The 15,998-nt window shown below is 66.3% G+C and carries 14 protein-coding genes; 12 read left to right on the plus strand and 2 right to left on the minus strand.

All coding sequences use genetic code 11. The features are described from left to right. The first annotated feature begins 129 nt into the window (after positions 1-129). Complete coding sequence (locus tag EYS21_RS06150; protein WP_131132303.1) at positions 130-645, plus strand: hypothetical protein; 516 nt, start codon at positions 130-132, stop codon at positions 643-645. Positions 646-729: 84 nt separating this feature from the next. Here the strand turns inward: EYS21_RS06150 and EYS21_RS06155 are convergent, their stop codons facing one another. After that, positions 730-1,218 (minus strand): inorganic diphosphatase, encoded by a 489-nt coding sequence (locus EYS21_RS06155; RefSeq protein WP_024818962.1) that lies wholly within the window; start codon positions 1,216-1,218, stop codon positions 730-732. Between the two features lie 256 nt (positions 1,219-1,474). Here EYS21_RS06155 and dacB point away from each other — a divergent pair, with 256 nt between their 5' ends. Beyond that, entirely contained in the window at positions 1,475-2,872 is a 1,398-nt protein-coding gene (dacB, locus tag EYS21_RS06160) for a D-alanyl-D-alanine carboxypeptidase/D-alanyl-D-alanine-endopeptidase (protein WP_242633316.1), read from the plus strand. Positions 2,873-2,881: 9 nt separating this feature from the next. Here the strand turns inward: dacB and EYS21_RS06165 are convergent, their stop codons facing one another. Then, positions 2,882-3,073: a hypothetical protein gene (locus EYS21_RS06165; RefSeq protein WP_131132305.1), complete on the minus strand. Its 192-nt coding sequence runs from the start codon at positions 3,071-3,073 to the stop codon at positions 2,882-2,884. A gap of 176 nt (positions 3,074-3,249) precedes the next feature. Here EYS21_RS06165 and EYS21_RS06170 point away from each other — a divergent pair, with 176 nt between their 5' ends. The 10 genes from EYS21_RS06170 to ftsH all read left to right on the plus strand — a co-directional run bounded on the left by EYS21_RS06170 (position 3,250) and on the right by ftsH (position 15,991). Further along, positions 3,250-4,383, plus strand: a complete 1,134-nt coding sequence (locus EYS21_RS06170; protein WP_131132306.1) for a zinc-dependent metalloprotease — start codon at positions 3,250-3,252, stop codon at positions 4,381-4,383. A 72-nt stretch (positions 4,384-4,455) separates the two neighbouring features. Next, positions 4,456-5,514, plus strand: a complete 1,059-nt coding sequence (tilS, locus tag EYS21_RS06175) for a tRNA lysidine(34) synthetase TilS (RefSeq protein WP_131132405.1) — start codon at positions 4,456-4,458, stop codon at positions 5,512-5,514. A 30-nt stretch (positions 5,515-5,544) separates the two neighbouring features. Next, positions 5,545-6,096, plus strand: coding sequence for a hypoxanthine phosphoribosyltransferase (gene hpt / locus EYS21_RS06180; RefSeq protein ID WP_131132307.1), 552 nt, complete (start codon positions 5,545-5,547; stop codon positions 6,094-6,096). 260 nt (positions 6,097-6,356) lie between these two features. Continuing rightward, positions 6,357-7,634, plus strand: coding sequence for a sugar ABC transporter substrate-binding protein (locus EYS21_RS06185; RefSeq protein ID WP_131132308.1), 1,278 nt, complete (start codon positions 6,357-6,359; stop codon positions 7,632-7,634). Positions 7,635-7,700: 66 nt separating this feature from the next. After that, positions 7,701-8,588, plus strand: coding sequence for a sugar ABC transporter permease (locus tag EYS21_RS06190; RefSeq protein WP_131132309.1), 888 nt, complete (start codon positions 7,701-7,703; stop codon positions 8,586-8,588). A gap of 50 nt (positions 8,589-8,638) precedes the next feature. Next, positions 8,639-9,556 carry a carbohydrate ABC transporter permease gene (locus EYS21_RS06195; protein ID WP_207307697.1) on the plus strand — a complete coding sequence of 306 codons (918 nt, stop codon included), beginning with the start codon at positions 8,639-8,641 and terminating at the stop codon, positions 9,554-9,556. A gap of 27 nt (positions 9,557-9,583) precedes the next feature. Next, positions 9,584-10,951 carry a NosD domain-containing protein gene (locus tag EYS21_RS06200; RefSeq protein WP_131132310.1) on the plus strand — a complete coding sequence of 456 codons (1,368 nt, stop codon included), beginning with the start codon at positions 9,584-9,586 and terminating at the stop codon, positions 10,949-10,951. A gap of 93 nt (positions 10,952-11,044) precedes the next feature. Then, positions 11,045-12,088, plus strand: a complete 1,044-nt coding sequence (locus EYS21_RS06205; protein WP_131132311.1) for a LacI family DNA-binding transcriptional regulator — start codon at positions 11,045-11,047, stop codon at positions 12,086-12,088. Between the two features lie 74 nt (positions 12,089-12,162). Beyond that, positions 12,163-13,749 (plus strand): glycoside hydrolase family 32 protein, encoded by a 1,587-nt coding sequence (locus tag EYS21_RS06210; RefSeq protein WP_131132312.1) that lies wholly within the window; start codon positions 12,163-12,165, stop codon positions 13,747-13,749. 178 nt (positions 13,750-13,927) lie between these two features. Beyond that, entirely contained in the window at positions 13,928-15,991 is a 2,064-nt protein-coding gene (gene ftsH / locus EYS21_RS06215) for an ATP-dependent zinc metalloprotease FtsH (protein ID WP_131132313.1), read from the plus strand. The last annotated feature ends 7 nt before the right edge of the window (positions 15,992-15,998 follow it).

Below are 15,998 nucleotides of genomic sequence, written 5' to 3' on the forward strand. Positions count from 1 at the left end.
AATGCTGTCCCAGATCCGGCCCGGAGGGAATAGGTGCTTTCACCGATGATTCGGCCGGCAGGACGGCGTAGCTTCGGGATCATCAACCAGTCCTGGCTTGGTGCCAGCGGATACAAGGAGATGATCCCGATGGCGGATAGCAAGGCCGTCACTGAACGGACAGCGGAGGCGGAAACAGGACGCAGGCGGATGGCGGGCCGCTTCGGTTTCTGGCTGGGCATGGCCAACCTGGTGGTGCTAGTGCCGTTTGCCATCCTGCCGGTGACACTGCTGGGGACGGCCCACATGACGTTCCATCTGATTTACATCCCATGCCTCATCATTGGCCTCTGGGTGATCTGGCAGCTGAAGGGCTTGGCCCCGAACCGCACGCTCCGCGTCCTGGCCTGGATCCTGCTCGCGGCGCAGTCAATAGCTCTCCTTGGGCATGCGGGCGAGCTGTTCGCCGTCATACAGCACGGCGGTTTCGAGGCCCCCTACGAGGTGTTCGAGGAGCCGGAGCATGTCCGGTCCGCGCAATTTGCCCTTCCAGCCATCATGCTGACCATCCTGACCATGATCGTCATCGACGTGACTGCGGGCATCCGGGGCCTGTTCCACAGGTCGCGCCGCGCGGAACTGCACGGACCGGTGGTTGCCGAGTAGGCGTTAAACCACAACGCGGGGTCACTTCCAGCCCAATTCCAAGCGTGGAATGGGCAGGAAGTGACCCCGCGTTGCTTGAGGAAATTAGTGCGCGGCCGGCACGTAACGCTTGATGGAAGCTTCCAGCTCGGCCTCGGCGGCGGCGCGGTCGCCCCAGCCTTCGGCCTTGACCCACTTGCCCGGCTCCAGGTCCTTGTAGCGGGTGAAGAAGTGCTCGATTTCCTTGATCAGGAATTCGCTGACGTCGCTGACTTCCTGGATGTGGTCGAAGCGGGCGTCAACCGGGACACACAGGACCTTGGCGTCTCCGCCGCCGTCGTCGGTCATGTTGAAAACGCCGATGGGGCGGGATTCGACGATGACGCCGGGGTGCAGGTCGAAGTCCTGCAGGAGCACCAGTGCGTCCAGCGGGTCGCCGTCCTCACCCAGGGTGTTTTCGAAGAACCCGTAGTGCGTGGGGTACTGCATGGAGGTGAAGAGGACGCGGTCCAGGCGGACGCGGCCGGTCTCGTGGTCAACTTCGTACTTGACGCGGGATCCCTTGGGGATCTCGATGGTCACGTCATGCTTCATGGAATGCTCCTCGGCAATTGCAGGGGGTGCGCGGCACAGTAGACGACCAGCAAAAAAGGAGTGTCGGTGCCGCCGACTACTATTGAGGATATAGCGAGAGGCCCAAGTTTCAGGAACTGTGGGGAATTTTCAGGACTTGAGGACCAGCACCAACATGAAGGAAACATCGGGCTTCGCAGGGTTCACGGCGGCGTTCACGGATGCATTCCGGCGCACGTTCCACCGGGGACTGAAGGCCTGGCCCACGGCGCTGCTCATGGTTTTGATCGTCATCCTGGGCCTCCCCGCCGGCTGGCTGCTCGCCCCGGCTTTCATCGGCCCGGCCCCCGTGGAGGCGCCCGAAACACCGGCTTGGCAGCAGGCCCCCGCGTCACTTCCCGCCCGGCAGGGCCTGTCCCCGCTGACGGACTCTGCGCCGGTACCGCTTCCGACGGCCGTCGCGGCCCAGCTGGAACCGGTGTTAAAGCCCGACGGCGGCGGCACCTTCACGGGGCTCGTCCAGGATGCGTTCACCGGCCAGGTCCTGTTTGACCGCGGCGGTTCGGAGAACCGGATACCGGCGTCCAACATGAAGCTGCTGACGGCGGTGGCCGCCTTGCGGGTCCTCGGGCCGGACGCCCGGTTCAGCACCACGGTCATCGCGGGTCCCACCCCGGACCAGGTAGTGCTGACCGGCGGCGGTGACGTCCTCCTGGGAGCGGGGGAGTCCGCCCCGGAAGAGGTGCTGGGCCACGCCGGGCTCGCCACCCTGGCCGCGGCCGCGGTGGCTGCACTTCAGGACGCCGGCGCAACCGGAGAGCTGAAAGTCCTCGTCGACGATTCACTCTTCAGCGGCCCGGCGCTGAATCCGGCCTGGGCCGACGGGGATGTCGAAGCCGGCGAAGTGGCCCCGCTGTTCCCGCTGGCGCTGAACTCGGCACGGTTCGATCCCGCCGTCACCACGGGTCCCCGCCCGCAGGACTCTGCCGTCACCGCCGCCGAGGCGTTCGCGGCGCAGCTCAAGGCGGCAGGTGCCGCCGCGGGACTGACCGTGGCAACCGGCGTCGGGCGCTACACGACGCCGGAAACACCTGCCCGTGACCCGGACGTCCTGGCCGAGGTCCAGTCCGCCACTGTGGGCGAGCAGGTTGACCTGATGCTCCAGACCTCGGACAACTACCTCGCGGAGGTCCTGGGCCGGATGGCGGCCGCGGCCGAGGGGCAACCGGCCAGCAACGACGCCGCCACAGCCACGGTCCGGGCCCAGCTCGCCGAACTGGGAATTCCCACCGACACCATGCGGCTGGCGGACGTGTCCGGGCTGGCGCTGGACAACCAGGTCTCTGCCCGCCAGTTCGCCGAAGTGGTGCGCGCCATCACCTCCGGGGCGGACCTCAGGCTCCGGGCCGCGCTGGCCGGGTTTCCGGTGGCCGGCCTGACCGGAACCCTGGACACCCGCTACGGGGACAGCTCCACCGCCCGTGGCGCGGGGCTGGTTCGGGCCAAGACCGGAACGCTGAATTCGGTGATCGCGCTCAGCGGCTACGTGGTGGATGCCGACGGCCGGCTGCTGGTGTTCTCGTTCATCGGCAACGGCCTCACCCCCGGGTCGGGCGGCAACAAGGAAGCCCTGGACCGGGCCGCCACCGCGCTCGCGGCCTGCGGCTGCCGCTAGGAACTGCCGTTAGGCGGAATCGCCGGAACCGGTGGCCGGGGCTGCCTGGCCTGCCTGCGTCACTGAGGCTTCCGGCTCGGCCGCAACGGCGGAGGTGGCAGTAGTGCCCAGCAGGGCGGCCATCACGACGGCGGCCGCCACCGACCTCCAGCCCTTACGGGGTCCGAGGGTCAGGGGAGCGATGGGGCGGTACTGGATCATGGGGTTCTCCTCTGGGGGTGCTGCCGGGTGCTGCTGGTACCACTGTGCCCGCGCGGGCTAGCACTGCGCTTTCGGCATCCTGTGCCCGGGCTGTGGCTGTGGCTTGAGGCCTGCGGGCGTTCGCCGGTGAGCGAACTTAAGGACGATCCGCGGTCCGCTGTGTTCTGATGGGAACTATGGAGTCCACCGCACGTGATACGTCCGCACCGGCACCGTCCAGCCCGGCCCAGGCCCTGATCAACTGGGACCTCGCCGCGTCCACTGCCGCACGGCTGACATCCGCGGGGCCAGTACTTTCCCCGGCGGAAATCGGCGACGCCGTGGACAGCCTTCGGCGGCTCGCTGACGAATCCGTCCACCACGTCCACCAGATCACCGGCCTGGAAGCGGCCCGGGATCTGCGGGACTCCTCCGTACTGGTGGTCGACCGGGCATCGTGGGCCAAGGCCAACACCCAAAGCTTCGCGGTGATGCTCAAACCAGCCATGGAGAAAATGCTGGAAAGCCGCCGCGGCACGGTCAGCCCCGCCGCGGCGGCCGTCAGCGGCGCCATCACCGGCAGCCAGCTGGGCGCCGTCCTGGCCTTCCTCTCCAGCAAAGTCCTGGGCCAGTACGACCCCTTCGCCGCCCTCGCCGAAGGCTCAACGGCGCCGGCCGGCGGCAGGCTGCTGCTGGTGGCCCCCAACATCGTGACCGTGGAGCGCGAACTCAACGTCACACCCGAGGACTTCCGGCTCTGGGTCTGCCTGCACGAACAGACGCACCGCGTGCAGTTCGCCGCCGCACCCTGGCTGCGCCACCACATGCTCTCCGAGATCGACAACCTCAGCGTGCACCTGCTGGGCAACGTTGACTCCCTCATGGAGCGTGCCTCCGCCGCCGCCCGCTCCCTCAAAGACCGGACCGCCACGGGCGGCACGCCCGGCCGCGGCGCCATCCTGGACCTGCTGCAAAACCCGGAGGAGAAGGCATCCCTGTCGCACCTCACGGCCGTGATGAGCCTGCTGGAAGGCCACGCGAACGTGGTGATGGACGCCGTCGACGCCAGCATTGTGCCGTCCGTGAAGACCATCCGGCAGCGCTTCAACGACCGCGGCAAGGACCGCGGCGTGATCGAAAAGTTCATCCGCAGCCTGCTGGGCCTGGACGCCAAGATGCGCCAGTACTCCGACGGCGCCAAGTTCGTCCGTGCCGTAGTGGACGCTGCCGGGATGGAGGGGTTCAACAGGGTCTGGGAATCCGCGGACAACCTGCCCACCGAGCCCGAAATCCACGACGCCAGGATCTGGCTCGACCGGATGGGCCTCTAGTTGCCTGAAGTGCACAGCGGACGACGGCGGCCCGGCAGGCTCGCGCCCGTCGTCGGCACAGCGCGCAAGGCGCTGCAGAACGCCCTGGCGGATGCCGGCTATCCCGCGCACGTGATCGTGGCGTGCAGCGGGGGCCCGGACTCGCTGGCGCTCGCCGCCGTGGCAGCGTACTTTGCCCGCCGCGGCCATGTGGACAGGCACCCCGTGACGGTCGGGGCCGTGGTGGTGGACCACCAGCTGCAGCCCGGCTCGGCTGAGGTGGCCGCCCGCACCGCGCAGACCCTCACGGAACTTGGACTTGCCCCGGTGGAGGTCCGCACCGTTGTTGTCGCGCCCACCGGCATGGGCCCCGAAGCTGCCGCCCGCGACGCCCGCCACTCCGCCTTGGACGCTGCCGCCGCAGGCCAGGGCGCGACTGCGGTCCTCCTGGGCCACACCCTGGACGACCAGGCCGAACAGGTCCTGCTGGGGCTGGCCCGCGGCTCGGGGACCCGGTCCCTGGCCGGGATGCGCCCTGCCCGCGGGATCCTGCTCCGGCCGTTCCTGGGGCTCCGCCGCGCGGACACCCTGGCGATCTGCGACGTCGAGGAACTCGAACCCTGGCATGACCCCAGCAACGCTGACCCGTCCTTTGCCCGTTCCCGGACCCGCGTGGAAGTGCTGCCGATGCTCGAAGAAAAGCTCGGGCCCGGCGTCGCGGAATCCCTGGCCCGGACCGCTGCGATCCTGCAGCTGGACGCCGACTACCTCGAGGACGTGGCGGAGAGCACGTTTGCCGCCCTGGTGGAACGCTCCGGCGTTGACGTGAGCCTTCCGGAGGAGGCGCTCGGGGACCTGGCGCCGGCCATCAGGTTCCGGGTCATCGCGAAGGCGGCGGCCTACGTCGGGGGCCAACAGCCCAGCTACCAGAGGCTTCTGGCGGCGGAAGCGCTGCTTCGGCGGCAGGGTTCGGCCGGGCCGGTTGAGCTTCCCGGCGGCGTGAGCGTGTACCGGATGTCGCTGGCGCAGCTGGGGGCGGCAAACCGGCCCGGTGCGGGCGCCGGCCGGCCCGACGGCGGCAGTCCCGTTCCCCGTGAGGGCGCCCGCTGTGGGAAGCTAGTATTCCGGCCTCAAAAACCGCCCCAAAATTAGTCGCACCCCGCATCTACACAGGAGCCATTGGTGGATTCAAACGACGTCCAGGCAGACCTCAAGCACGTTCTCTACACCAAGGAACAGATCCAGCAGCGGATCGCCGAACTCGCTGCCGAGATCGACAAGGACTACGAAGGCCGTGAAATCCTCATTGTTGGTGTGCTCAAGGGTGCGGTGATGGTCATGGCAGACCTCGCCCGGGCACTCCACAGCCACATCTCCATGGACTGGATGGCTGTTTCCTCCTACGGCTCCGGCACCCAGTCCTCAGGGGTTGTCCGCATCCTCAAGGACCTGGACACGGACCTCATGGGCAAGGATGTGCTGATCGTCGAGGACATCATCGACTCCGGCCTGACGCTGTCCTGGCTGAAGACCAACCTGGAATCCCGCGGCACCGCCTCAGTGGAAATCTGCACCGCCTTCCGCAAGCCCACCGCCGCCAAGGTGGAGATCGACGTTAAGTACGTGGGCTACGACATCCCCAACGAGTTTGTGGTGGGCTACGGCCTGGACTACGCCGAGAAGTACCGCAACCTCGACTTCGTGGGCACCCTGGCGCCGCACGTCTACGAGTAAAACCCTCGCACAGCACTGCCGGTGGCGGCCTCTTCGGAGGCCGCCACCGGCATTTTAAGCCGTGCCAAAGCGGGCCGGTTGACAAAACGATTTGGCATCTTTCGGCCTACGCCGCCGGCAAGGCAAAACATGCACGTCATGTGACCCTTGACACTCGGCCTGAACGAGGCATACATTTATGCCAAGTCGTTTTGGCAAAACGATTTTTCACCCCACAGACTGTCTCGCCATTCCGTTCGAGAGAAAGTGAGTCGACAGCGATGTCCACTCGAAAGACCATCAACAGGTTCGCCACCATCGGCGGCCTCTGCACCGCCGTCGCACTTGCGGCCACCGGGTGCGGCGCCGGGGGCCCGACCACTTCGGGTAGCGCCGCCAGCACCGTCAACGTCCTGGTGGAGGCCGGCGGCCACGCCGAACTGACCGGCGTCGCCGAGCAGTGCAAGAAGGACGCGGGAATCGACGTCAACTTCGTCGAGCTGCCCTACGACGGCATGTTCAACCGGCTCTCCAGCGAGTTCTCCTCCGGCAACGTCTCCTTCGACGTCGCCGCCCTGGACTCCGTGTGGCTGCCCAGCTTCAAGGACGCCGTCCAGCCCATCGACGAACTCTTCACCGATGAGGCCAAGAAGGACATTTTCCCGGCCCTCGTCAAGGAAGCCAACGTGGACGGCCACTTCATCGGCATGCCCGCCTGGACCAACGCCGAAATCATCCTCTACCGCAAAGACCTCTTCGAGGACGCCGCGAACAAGTCCGGCTTCAAGGCCAAGTACGGTTACGACCTAGCGGCACCCACCACGTGGAAGCAGTACACGGACATCTCCGAGTTCTTCACCAAGGACGGCATGTACGGCACGGACGTCAAGGGCGGCGTCGAGACCGAATGGCTGGCCCACGTCCTCCAGGCCGGCTCCCCGATGATCCTGGACGAAAACAACAACGTGGTCATCGACAACGACGCCCACCGGGAAGCGCTGGACTTCTACACCAGCCTGACCAAGTACGCGCCCCCGGGTGCGGCGCAGGTGGACTGGGCAGCGGCCCAGAACCTCTTCAACCAGGGCAAGACCGCCATGACCCGCTTCTGGGCCCACGCCTACCGCCAGATCCCCAAGGATGCACCGGTGGCCGGCAAAGTGGGTGCCGCGCCGATGATCGGTGGCAGCGCTGGCGTGGCAGGCGTTCCGGGACCTTGGTACCTCTCAGTCCCCAAGGCCACCAAGAACACGGACAACGCCAAGAAGTTCGTCAAGTGCGCCTATGACTACAACAGCATGGGCATCGAGTCCAGCCTGGGCCTCGCCTCGCGCATCTCGGCCTTCGAGAAGTACCAGGACAAGGCCGGGTACGAGAGCTTCGGCCCGCTGATCGAAACACTGAACGGTAAGGCCACTGCCACCCGGCCGGCCACCGAGAAGTGGCAGCAGATCGTGGACACCGTCCTGGTGCCCCTCCTGCAGAAAGCCGTGGCCGGCGGAGACTCCGCAGCCCTCCTGGCTGACGCCAAGAAGCAGATCCAGGCCCTCCTCAAGTAAGACTCCGCGGCTGGCACCTGCCCAACCGGTGCCGGCCGCGGCCCCCAACAAACAGAAGAGAAAACCGTGCGCATCTCCGATCGCCGCTTCGCAACGTTTCTGATGGCACCGGCGGCTTTGTTCCTCGCCATCTTCGTGGCTTACCCGCTGTTCCGCCTGGTGGCCGACAGCTTCTTCAAGATCTCGCCCATCGCCGGCGGGCCCCGCGACTTCGTGGGCCTGGACAACTATTTCCAGGCCTTCGCCTCCGAGGCATTCATGGGCGCCGGCTGGCGGACCCTCGCCTACACCCTGGTAGTAGTGGCCCTCGAATTCGCCCTCGGGCTGGGCATGGCCCTGCTTTTCACCATGCTGGGCCGCAACTCCCAGATCTGGCGGACCGTGTTCCTTTACCCGCTCATGATTGCGCCGATCGTGGCAGGCCTGCTGTGGAAGTTCCTCATGATCGACAACTTCGGCCTGATCGGGACCCTCATGCACCAGGCCGGGCTGCTGGCCAACCCCAACCAGATCGGCTGGTTGTCGGACCCCAACATCGTGCTGTTCTCGGTGGCCATTCCGGACATCTGGCTCACCACGTCGTTTATGTGCCTGGTGCTCTTTGCCGGCCTGCAGAACATCCCCGGTGACCTGATCGAAGCGGCCCGCCTCGACGGGGCCCGTGCGCCGGCCATGCTGTTCCGGATCATCCTTCCACTCCTGCGGCCGGTCATCGCCGTCGCCCTGGTGGTCCGCGGCATCGACGCAGCACGTGCCTTCGACACCATCCTCATCCAGACCAACGGCGGCCCCCAGTCCGCCTCCGAAACCATGAGCCTGCTGATTTACCGCACCATGATCCGCTTCGGCGATCCCGGCCTGGCAAGCGCCATGGGAACCATCTACCTGCTGGCCATGCTCGCCGTCGCCTTCTTCGCGGTCTCCACCATCTGGCGGCCAGGAAAGGACAACTGATGAGCCTCGCAGACCCCCGCCTTCACGGTCCAGCCGCAACGGAGACCACCATGCCAACCACAACAGTTCCTTCCCCACCCAGCACCAAGGCTCCGGGCGGCACCGGCGCGCGCCGCCGTCGCCACCACGCGGAGGGCCTCGAAGCAGGCAAACGCAGCACCAGGACGCTGCTGTGGATCCTCCTCGCGGCGGCCATGATCTTCTACGGCTTCCCGTTCCTCTACCTGCTCTTTACGTCCTTCAAGACGCCGATCGACACCATCGCCGTCCCGCCCACCATCCTGCCCAAGGAATGGACGCTGGAGAACTACACCAACGCCCTGGGACGCAGCGGGGTGCTGGCCTCCTTCATCAACAGCGCGCAGACGGCCATCATCAGCACGGTCCTGTCCCTCGTACTGGCCGTTCCGGCCGCGTACGGCATCACCCGCTACAAAACACCCAGCGGCCGCGTCTTCATCATGGCGGCCCTGGTCACCCGGATGGTGCCGCCGGTGGCCATCGGCATCCCGCTCGCATCAATGATGTCGGCAGCCGGACTCGCGGATACGCCCATCGCCCTGTCGATCGCCCACACCACCATCTCGCTGCCGCTTTCCATCTGGCTGATGTCCAGCTTCTTCGAAGCCGTGCCCAAGGACCTGGAGGAAGCGGCCACCGTGGACGGCTGCAGCAGGCTCGGAGCCCTGTGGCGGGTGGTCATCCCGGTGGTTTCCGGCGGCATCGCGGTCACGGCGATCTTCGCCTTCCTGGCGTCCTGGAACGAGTTCCTGTTCGCCCTCCTGATGACCGCCGTCAGGTCCCAGACCACTCCGGTGGTCATCGCGAACTTCCAGACCCAGTTCGGACTGGACTGGGGATCCATGACGGCACTCGCAGCCGTCTACTCCATCCCCGTCATCCTCCTTACCCTTCTCTTGCAGCGCAAGATCGTCGCAGGCATGACGCTCGGCGCCGTCAAGGGCTGAGAAACCACACCACAAAGGGAAGAAGCTATGTCAAGCAACAACTGCTACGACGTGACGACGTGGCCCGTCGGCAATCCGTCCGAGGACGTCGGTGAAGTAATCAACAGCATCATCGCTGACATCAAGGCCAGGCAGACGGCCACCGATGAGGACGAAGGCGGAAAGCCGGGCGCGGTCATCTACATTCCGCCCGGGGACTACCACCTTCGTACGCAGGTGGTGATCGACATCAGCTTCCTTCGAATCCATGGCTCGGGACACGGCTTTACGTCCTCGAGCATCCGGTTCAACGTTTCCGAAGACGAATGGCCCGACCTGCATGAGCTGTGGCCCGGGGGGAGCCGCATCCTCGTCGACCTTCCCCCCGGCGAAGGCGCAGAGGAATCCAAGGGAGCGGCCTTCTACGTTGAGCGAACCGGGAGCCCGCGGATCAGCTCGGTCGAGTTCTCCAACTTCTGCATCGACGGGTTGCACTTCACCCCGGATGGCTCGGGGATGCCTCCGGAGAACACCTACGTCAACGGCAAGACCGGTATCTATGTCGCGAACGCCAATGACTCATTCCGCGTCAACGGCATGGGGTTCGTCTACCTGGAGAACGCGCTCACCATCTACCACGCGGACGCGCTGTCCATTCACGACAACTTCATCGCCGAATGCGGAAGCTGCATCGAGCTGCGCGGGTGGGGACAGGCATCAAAGATCACCGACAACCTGGTGGGAGCAGGCTTCAAAGGCCACTCGATCTACGCCCAGAACCATGGCGGGCTCCTGATCACCGCGAACAACGTCTTCCCCCGTGGTGCGAGCAGCGTCCATCTCGACGGCGTCACGCGTTCCAGCGTGACCAACAACCGTTTGCATTCGTTCTACCCCGGGATGGTGGTTCTCGCAGCGAACAGTTCGGAGAACCTCGTGGCCACGAATCATTTCCTGCGTGACCATGAGCCCTGGACGCCCTTCCTGGGAGTCGACAACGGACTGGACGACCTCTACGGACTTCTCTCTGTCAGCGGCAGCAACAACTCCGTCATCGGCAACCACTTCTCCGAGGTCATTGACGCCCAGAGCATCCGGCCGGCAGGTGCGACGCCTGTCATCATCCGGCTGATGGCAGGGGCTGGGAACTTCGTCTCCAACAACCACGTGGTGGCGATGGACGTCCACTCCACGTCAAGCGACTCCTGCTTCGAGGCCCAGGTGGACGCCCTGTTGACCACCGAGGCGTCGGACGATCTCGCCGTTACGGCCGTCATGGTCGATCCGGAATCAGTTCGGAACACGATCCTTGACTCCGGGAGTGACGCCCAAGTTATCGCAGACAGGGCTGCCAACGCGTTGAGGGCCACACCCACGGTCGGTTTCCAGGTGGCACATGCAGTTCTGGCCCAGTAACCTGCCCAGGGGCCACGGCCACGGCCAGGGAAACGATTACTCGTCTGTAGCCTTACTGGTACAGCACCAACACCATGAGGACGTGGGAGACCAATGACCAACAGATCAGTCGGCATCAAGGAAGTAGCAGTCGCCGCAGGAGTGTCTGTGACAACGGTTTCCCATGTCCTCAACGACGTGAAGTACGCACGGATCAGTCCGGAAACCAGGGACAAGGTGAAGTCCGCCGCCGAACATCTCGGCTACGGGCCCAACCGGCTCGCCCAGGCGCTCCGCACCCAGCGGACCGGAATGCTGGGGCTGGTCAGCGAGGACATCGCCACCACCCCACATGCGGGAAGGATCATCCTGGGCGCGGACGAGGCCGCCCGTGCCCGCGGCTACAACCTGATGATCATCAACACGTCCGGGTCCGCGAGCTCAGAATCCAGGGATGCCGACGTCGAGGCCCTCCTCGAGCGCCGCGTCGACGGCATCCTCTACGCCACCATGTACCACCGCCAGGTGCAGGTGCCGGTCAATCTTGGCAGCGTGCCGTCCGTTCTGGTGGACTCCGTCAGCATCGGCGGCAGCATCACCGCCGTGGTGCCGGACGAGGAGGGCGGTGCCCGTGCCGCCGTCGGAATCCTCCTGGCGGCCGGCCACACCCGCATCGGCTTCCTTAACAACACCGACGACGTCCCCGCCACCCGGGACCGCCTCCGCGGCTTCCGGGCCACACTGACGGAGGCAGGGCTCGACGGCGACGCAGCACCCGTCGAGTCGGAGATCTCCGAAGTGCAGGGAGGCTATGAGGCGGCCCGCCGGATCCTGGCCCGCCCGGACAGGCCCACCGGGCTGTTCTGCTACAACGACCGGATGGCCATGGGCGCCTACCGGGCCGCGGCGGAGCTTGGGTTGTCCATCCCCGCCGACCTGTCCGTGGTGGGCTTCGATGACCAGGAACTCATCGCCGCAAACCTGTACCCGGGCCTGACCACGGTGGCCCTGCCGCACTACGAAATGGGTGCCTGGGCCGCCGGGAACCTGATCGACGCCATCGAGGGCAAGACGGACCTGGCCCTTATGGCGCTCCATCCCACCATCCTGGACTGCCCGCTGGTGGCCCGCGACTCCGTCGCAGCGCCACCGCCGTGACCCCGGGTCCGGTTCCCCGGACACCGGCAAGCAAGTCCTCCCCACTGACCACACCAGAGCAAGGATCCAGCACCATGTCCAGCCGCCTTGATGACGCACGCCCAAAACCGGCCCCGCCGCAGGAAGCCCGGCCCCAGGTTGTGCTGCCGCAGCATGCCCAGGCCGGGACGCCGCACCTGCGTCCGGCCCTGCACTTGACGGCGCTTGACACCTGGCTCAATGACCCCAATGGCCTGGTGTTTTACCGGGGCATCTACCACCTTTACTACCAGAACAACCCGTTCGGGAACGTGTGGGGCAACATGTCCTGGGGCCATGCCACGTCCACCGACCTGGTGCACTGGACCGAGCAGCCCGTGGCCATCGCCTGCGACGACGCCGAGGACATCTACTCCGGCAGCATTGTGGTGGACCACGCCAACAGCTCGGGCTTCGGCAGCGCCGAAAACCCGCCCCTCGTGGCCATCTATACCAGCGCCTTCAAGCCCGGCGCCCCCCAAGAGGGCACCCAGGCCCAGTCCCTGGCCTACAGCAACGACGCCGGCATGACCTGGACCAAGTTCGCGGGCAACCCCGTGCTGACGCGCGGCTCGGCGAACTTCCGCGACCCCAAAGTCTTCAGCTACCCGGGTCCGGACGGCCCGCGCTGGGTGATGGCCGCCGTCGAAGCCGGCGAGCAGACGGTGGTGTTCTACCGTTCCACGGACCTGCGCGAGTGGGAACTGGCCAGCGAGTTCGGACCAGCCAACGCCGCCGGCGGCGAGTGGGAATGCCCCGACCTGTTCCCGCTGCCCGTGGACGGCGACCCGGACCGGACCAAGTGGGTGCTGGTGGTCAACGTTAACCCCGGTGCAGTGGCCGGCGGCTCCGGCGGCCAGTATTTCGTGGGCGACTTCGACGGCTCCACGTTCACACCCGATCCGTCGTCGCTGCTGGAATCCCCAGTGTTGGGGACCACCGCCACGGACCTGGGCCGGCTGCGCGAATGCCGCTGGCTGGACTGGGGCCGTGACTACTATGCCGCGGTGTCCTTCAGTAACGTTCCGGACAACCGGCGCCTCATGATCGGCTGGCTCAACAACTGGGACTACGCCAACACGCTGCCCACGTCCCCCTGGCGGTCCGGGATGTCGCTGGTCCGTGAGGTCACCCTGGAAATGGTGGACGGCCGCCCGTCACTGGTCCAGGCACCCCTCCTTCCGCCCCTTGACAACGTCCAGTCCCTGCCCGGCCGGGAGCTCCGCGGCACGCTCGCGCTGCCCGAATTACCGCCGGGCAAGGCGCAGGTCATCGACGCGGAGATCCTGCCCGGCACCTCGGGCCGCTGCGGCCTCCGGCTGTGGGAGGATGCCGACGGCGGTGCCGCCGTCCTCGCGTACGATCCCGCCGCCGGGGTGCTCAGCCTGGACCGCACGGCGGTGGGTGACACCGCCTTCCACCCTGCCTTCGCGTCGGTGGAGTCGGCCCCCGTTCCGCTGGAGGACGGCGTGCTCACGGTTCGCGTCGTCGTCGACCATTGCTCGGTGGAGGTTTTCGCCCAGGGCGGCAAGGTGGTCCTGACGGACCTGGTCTTCCCGGGCCCGGGAAACCGCGGCGCTTCCGTCTTCGCCGAGGGCGGCACGGCCACCCTTCGGAAACTGGCTGTGCGCGCGGCCGGCTGACCTGCGGCGCGTCCGTCCCGGCCTCCTGCAGCCCGCTACGCCCAGAGGGAACTTTTGCGCCATACCGTGCGTGATTTACTCCGAACGGTGTATAGCTAGAACCTGACGCAGCACCACACGCGCGCAGACCACTCGCCGTGCAGCACTACCAGGAGGGACGGGGCGAATCCCCGAACAGATGAAAGCTAAGAGTTTCTTCAAGGGCCCGGGCATCTGGATCGTTGTTGTGATCGGCATGCTCCTTGTGGCTTTTGCAACACTGGCTCCCGGCGGTGCCGCCCGGATCGACACGGACAAGGGCCTGGGGCTGCTGGCCGACAACAAAGTTGAGCAGGCGAAGATCTTCGACGGTGAAAACCGCGTGGACCTGGTGCTCAAGGACAGCCTCCAGGTCGACGGGCAGGACAAGGGCAAGAGCGTCCAGTTCTTCTTCGTCGATGCCCGCGCGGTGGACGTGGTCAAGGCCGTCACCGACGCCAAACCCGCAAGCGGCTACACGGACCAGCCAATCGAGAGCAACTGGTTCTCCGGGCTCCTCTCGCTCCTGATCCCCGTCATCCTCCTCGGCGCGCTGTTCTGGTTCCTGATGACCCGCATGCAGGGCGGCGGTTCGAAGATCATGCAGTTCGGCAAGTCCAAGGCCAAGATGGTCAACAAGGACATGCCGCAGGTGACCTTCGTGGACGTCGCCGGCGCTGATGAAGCCGTGGAGGAACTCCAGGAAATCAAGGAGTTCCTGCAGGAACCGGCCAAATTCCAGGCAGTGGGCGCCAAGATCCCCAAGGGTGTGCTGCTGTACGGCCCTCCCGGCACCGGCAAGACCCTCCTGGCCCGCGCCGTCGCCGGCGAGGCGGGCGTTCCCTTCTTCTCCATCTCCGGCTCGGACTTCGTTGAGATGTTCGTCGGTGTGGGCGCCTCCCGCGTCCGTGACCTGTTCGAACAGGCCAAGGCCAACTCGCCCGCCATCATCTTCGTTGACGAAATCGACGCCGTTGGCCGCCACCGCGGCGCCGGCATCGGCGGCGGCAACGACGAACGCGAGCAGACCCTGAACCAGCTGCTGGTGGAAATGGACGGCTTTGACGTCAAGACCAACGTCATCCTGATCGCCGCCACCAACCGCCCCGACGTCCTGGACCCGGCCCTGCTGCGTCCGGGCCGCTTCGACCGCCAGATCGGCGTGGAAGCGCCGGACATGATCGGCCGCGACCAGATCCTGCAGGTCCATGCCAAGGGCAAGCCCATGGCCCCGGGTGTCGACCTCAAGGCTGTGGCCAAGAAGACCCCCGGCTACACCGGAGCAGACCTCGCCAACGTGCTCAACGAAGCCGCGCTGCTCACGGCCCGCTCCAACGCCAACCTCATCGACGACCGCGCCCTGGACGAGGCCATCGACCGCGTGATGGCCGGCCCGCAGAAGCGCAGCCGCGTGATGAAGGAACACGAGCGCAAGATCACCGCGTACCACGAAGGCGGACACGCCCTGGTGGCGGCGGCCCTGCGCAACTCCGCCCCGGTCACCAAGATCACCATCCTGCCCCGCGGCCGCGCCCTGGGTTACACCATGGTGGTGCCGGACAACGACAAATACTCGATCACCCGGAACGAACTGCTGGACCAGATGGCCTACGCCATGGGCGGCCGCGTTGCCGAGGAAATCGTCTTCCACGACCCCTCCACGGGCGCCTCGAACGACATCGAGAAGGCCACCTCGACGGCCCGCAAGATGGTCACCGAGTACGGCATGAGCGAACGCGTGGGTGCCGTGCGCCTGGGCCAGGGCGGGGGCGAGCCGTTCCTGGGCCGCGACGCCGGGCACGAGCGCAACTACTCCGACCAGATCGCCTACGTGGTGGACGAGGAAGTGCGCCGCCTGATCGACCAGGCGCATGACGAGGCCTACGCCATCCTCACCGAAAACCGGGATGTCCTGGACCAGCTGGCCCTGGAACTCCTGGAGCGGGAGACCCTCAACCAGGCCGAAATCGCGCACATCTTCACGGACATCCGCAAGCGCGACTTCCGCGAGGTATGGCTTTCGAAGGAGACCCGTCCGGTCCAGAAGGAAGGACCTGTCGAGTCACGCCTGGAGAAGGCCGAACGCGAAGCGCAGCAGGAGGCCACGGAGGCCCGCCTGGAGGAGCCGCTGGACGCCCAGCCCCCGCACTCCCAGGGCGTTCCGGAGGATGCCCCGTTCCAGGGCGGCATCCCCGACTCGGGGCCCGACACCCTTCGCGGCTAAGCTTTCA

Source organism: Arthrobacter sp. S39, from assembly GCF_004320525.1.
Classification (GTDB): Bacteria; Actinomycetota; Actinomycetes; order Actinomycetales; family Micrococcaceae; genus Arthrobacter.

Excerpts from the sequence above, each read along its gene's own strand:
- EYS21_RS06185 (WP_131132308.1), top strand. The coding sequence starts at position 6,357 with ATGTCCACTCGAAAGACCATCAACAGGTTCGCCACCATCGGCGGCCTC.
- dacB (WP_242633316.1), top strand. The coding sequence starts at position 1,475 with ATGGTTTTGATCGTCATCCTGGGCCTCCCCGCCGGCTGGCTGCTCGCC.
- ftsH (WP_131132313.1), top strand. The coding sequence starts at position 13,928 with ATGAAAGCTAAGAGTTTCTTCAAGGGCCCGGGCATCTGGATCGTTGTT.
- EYS21_RS06205 (WP_131132311.1), top strand. The coding sequence starts at position 11,045 with ATGACCAACAGATCAGTCGGCATCAAGGAAGTAGCAGTCGCCGCAGGA.
- EYS21_RS06155 (WP_024818962.1), bottom strand. The coding sequence starts at position 1,218 with ATGAAGCATGACGTGACCATCGAGATCCCCAAGGGATCCCGCGTCAAG.
- EYS21_RS06200 (WP_131132310.1), top strand. The coding sequence starts at position 9,584 with ATGTCAAGCAACAACTGCTACGACGTGACGACGTGGCCCGTCGGCAAT.
- EYS21_RS06170 (WP_131132306.1), top strand. The coding sequence starts at position 3,250 with ATGGAGTCCACCGCACGTGATACGTCCGCACCGGCACCGTCCAGCCCG.
- EYS21_RS06150 (WP_131132303.1), top strand. The coding sequence starts at position 130 with ATGGCGGATAGCAAGGCCGTCACTGAACGGACAGCGGAGGCGGAAACA.
- EYS21_RS06165 (WP_131132305.1), bottom strand. The coding sequence starts at position 3,073 with ATGATCCAGTACCGCCCCATCGCTCCCCTGACCCTCGGACCCCGTAAG.
- EYS21_RS06210 (WP_131132312.1), top strand. The coding sequence starts at position 12,163 with ATGTCCAGCCGCCTTGATGACGCACGCCCAAAACCGGCCCCGCCGCAG.
- EYS21_RS06195 (WP_207307697.1), top strand. The coding sequence starts at position 8,639 with ATGCCAACCACAACAGTTCCTTCCCCACCCAGCACCAAGGCTCCGGGC.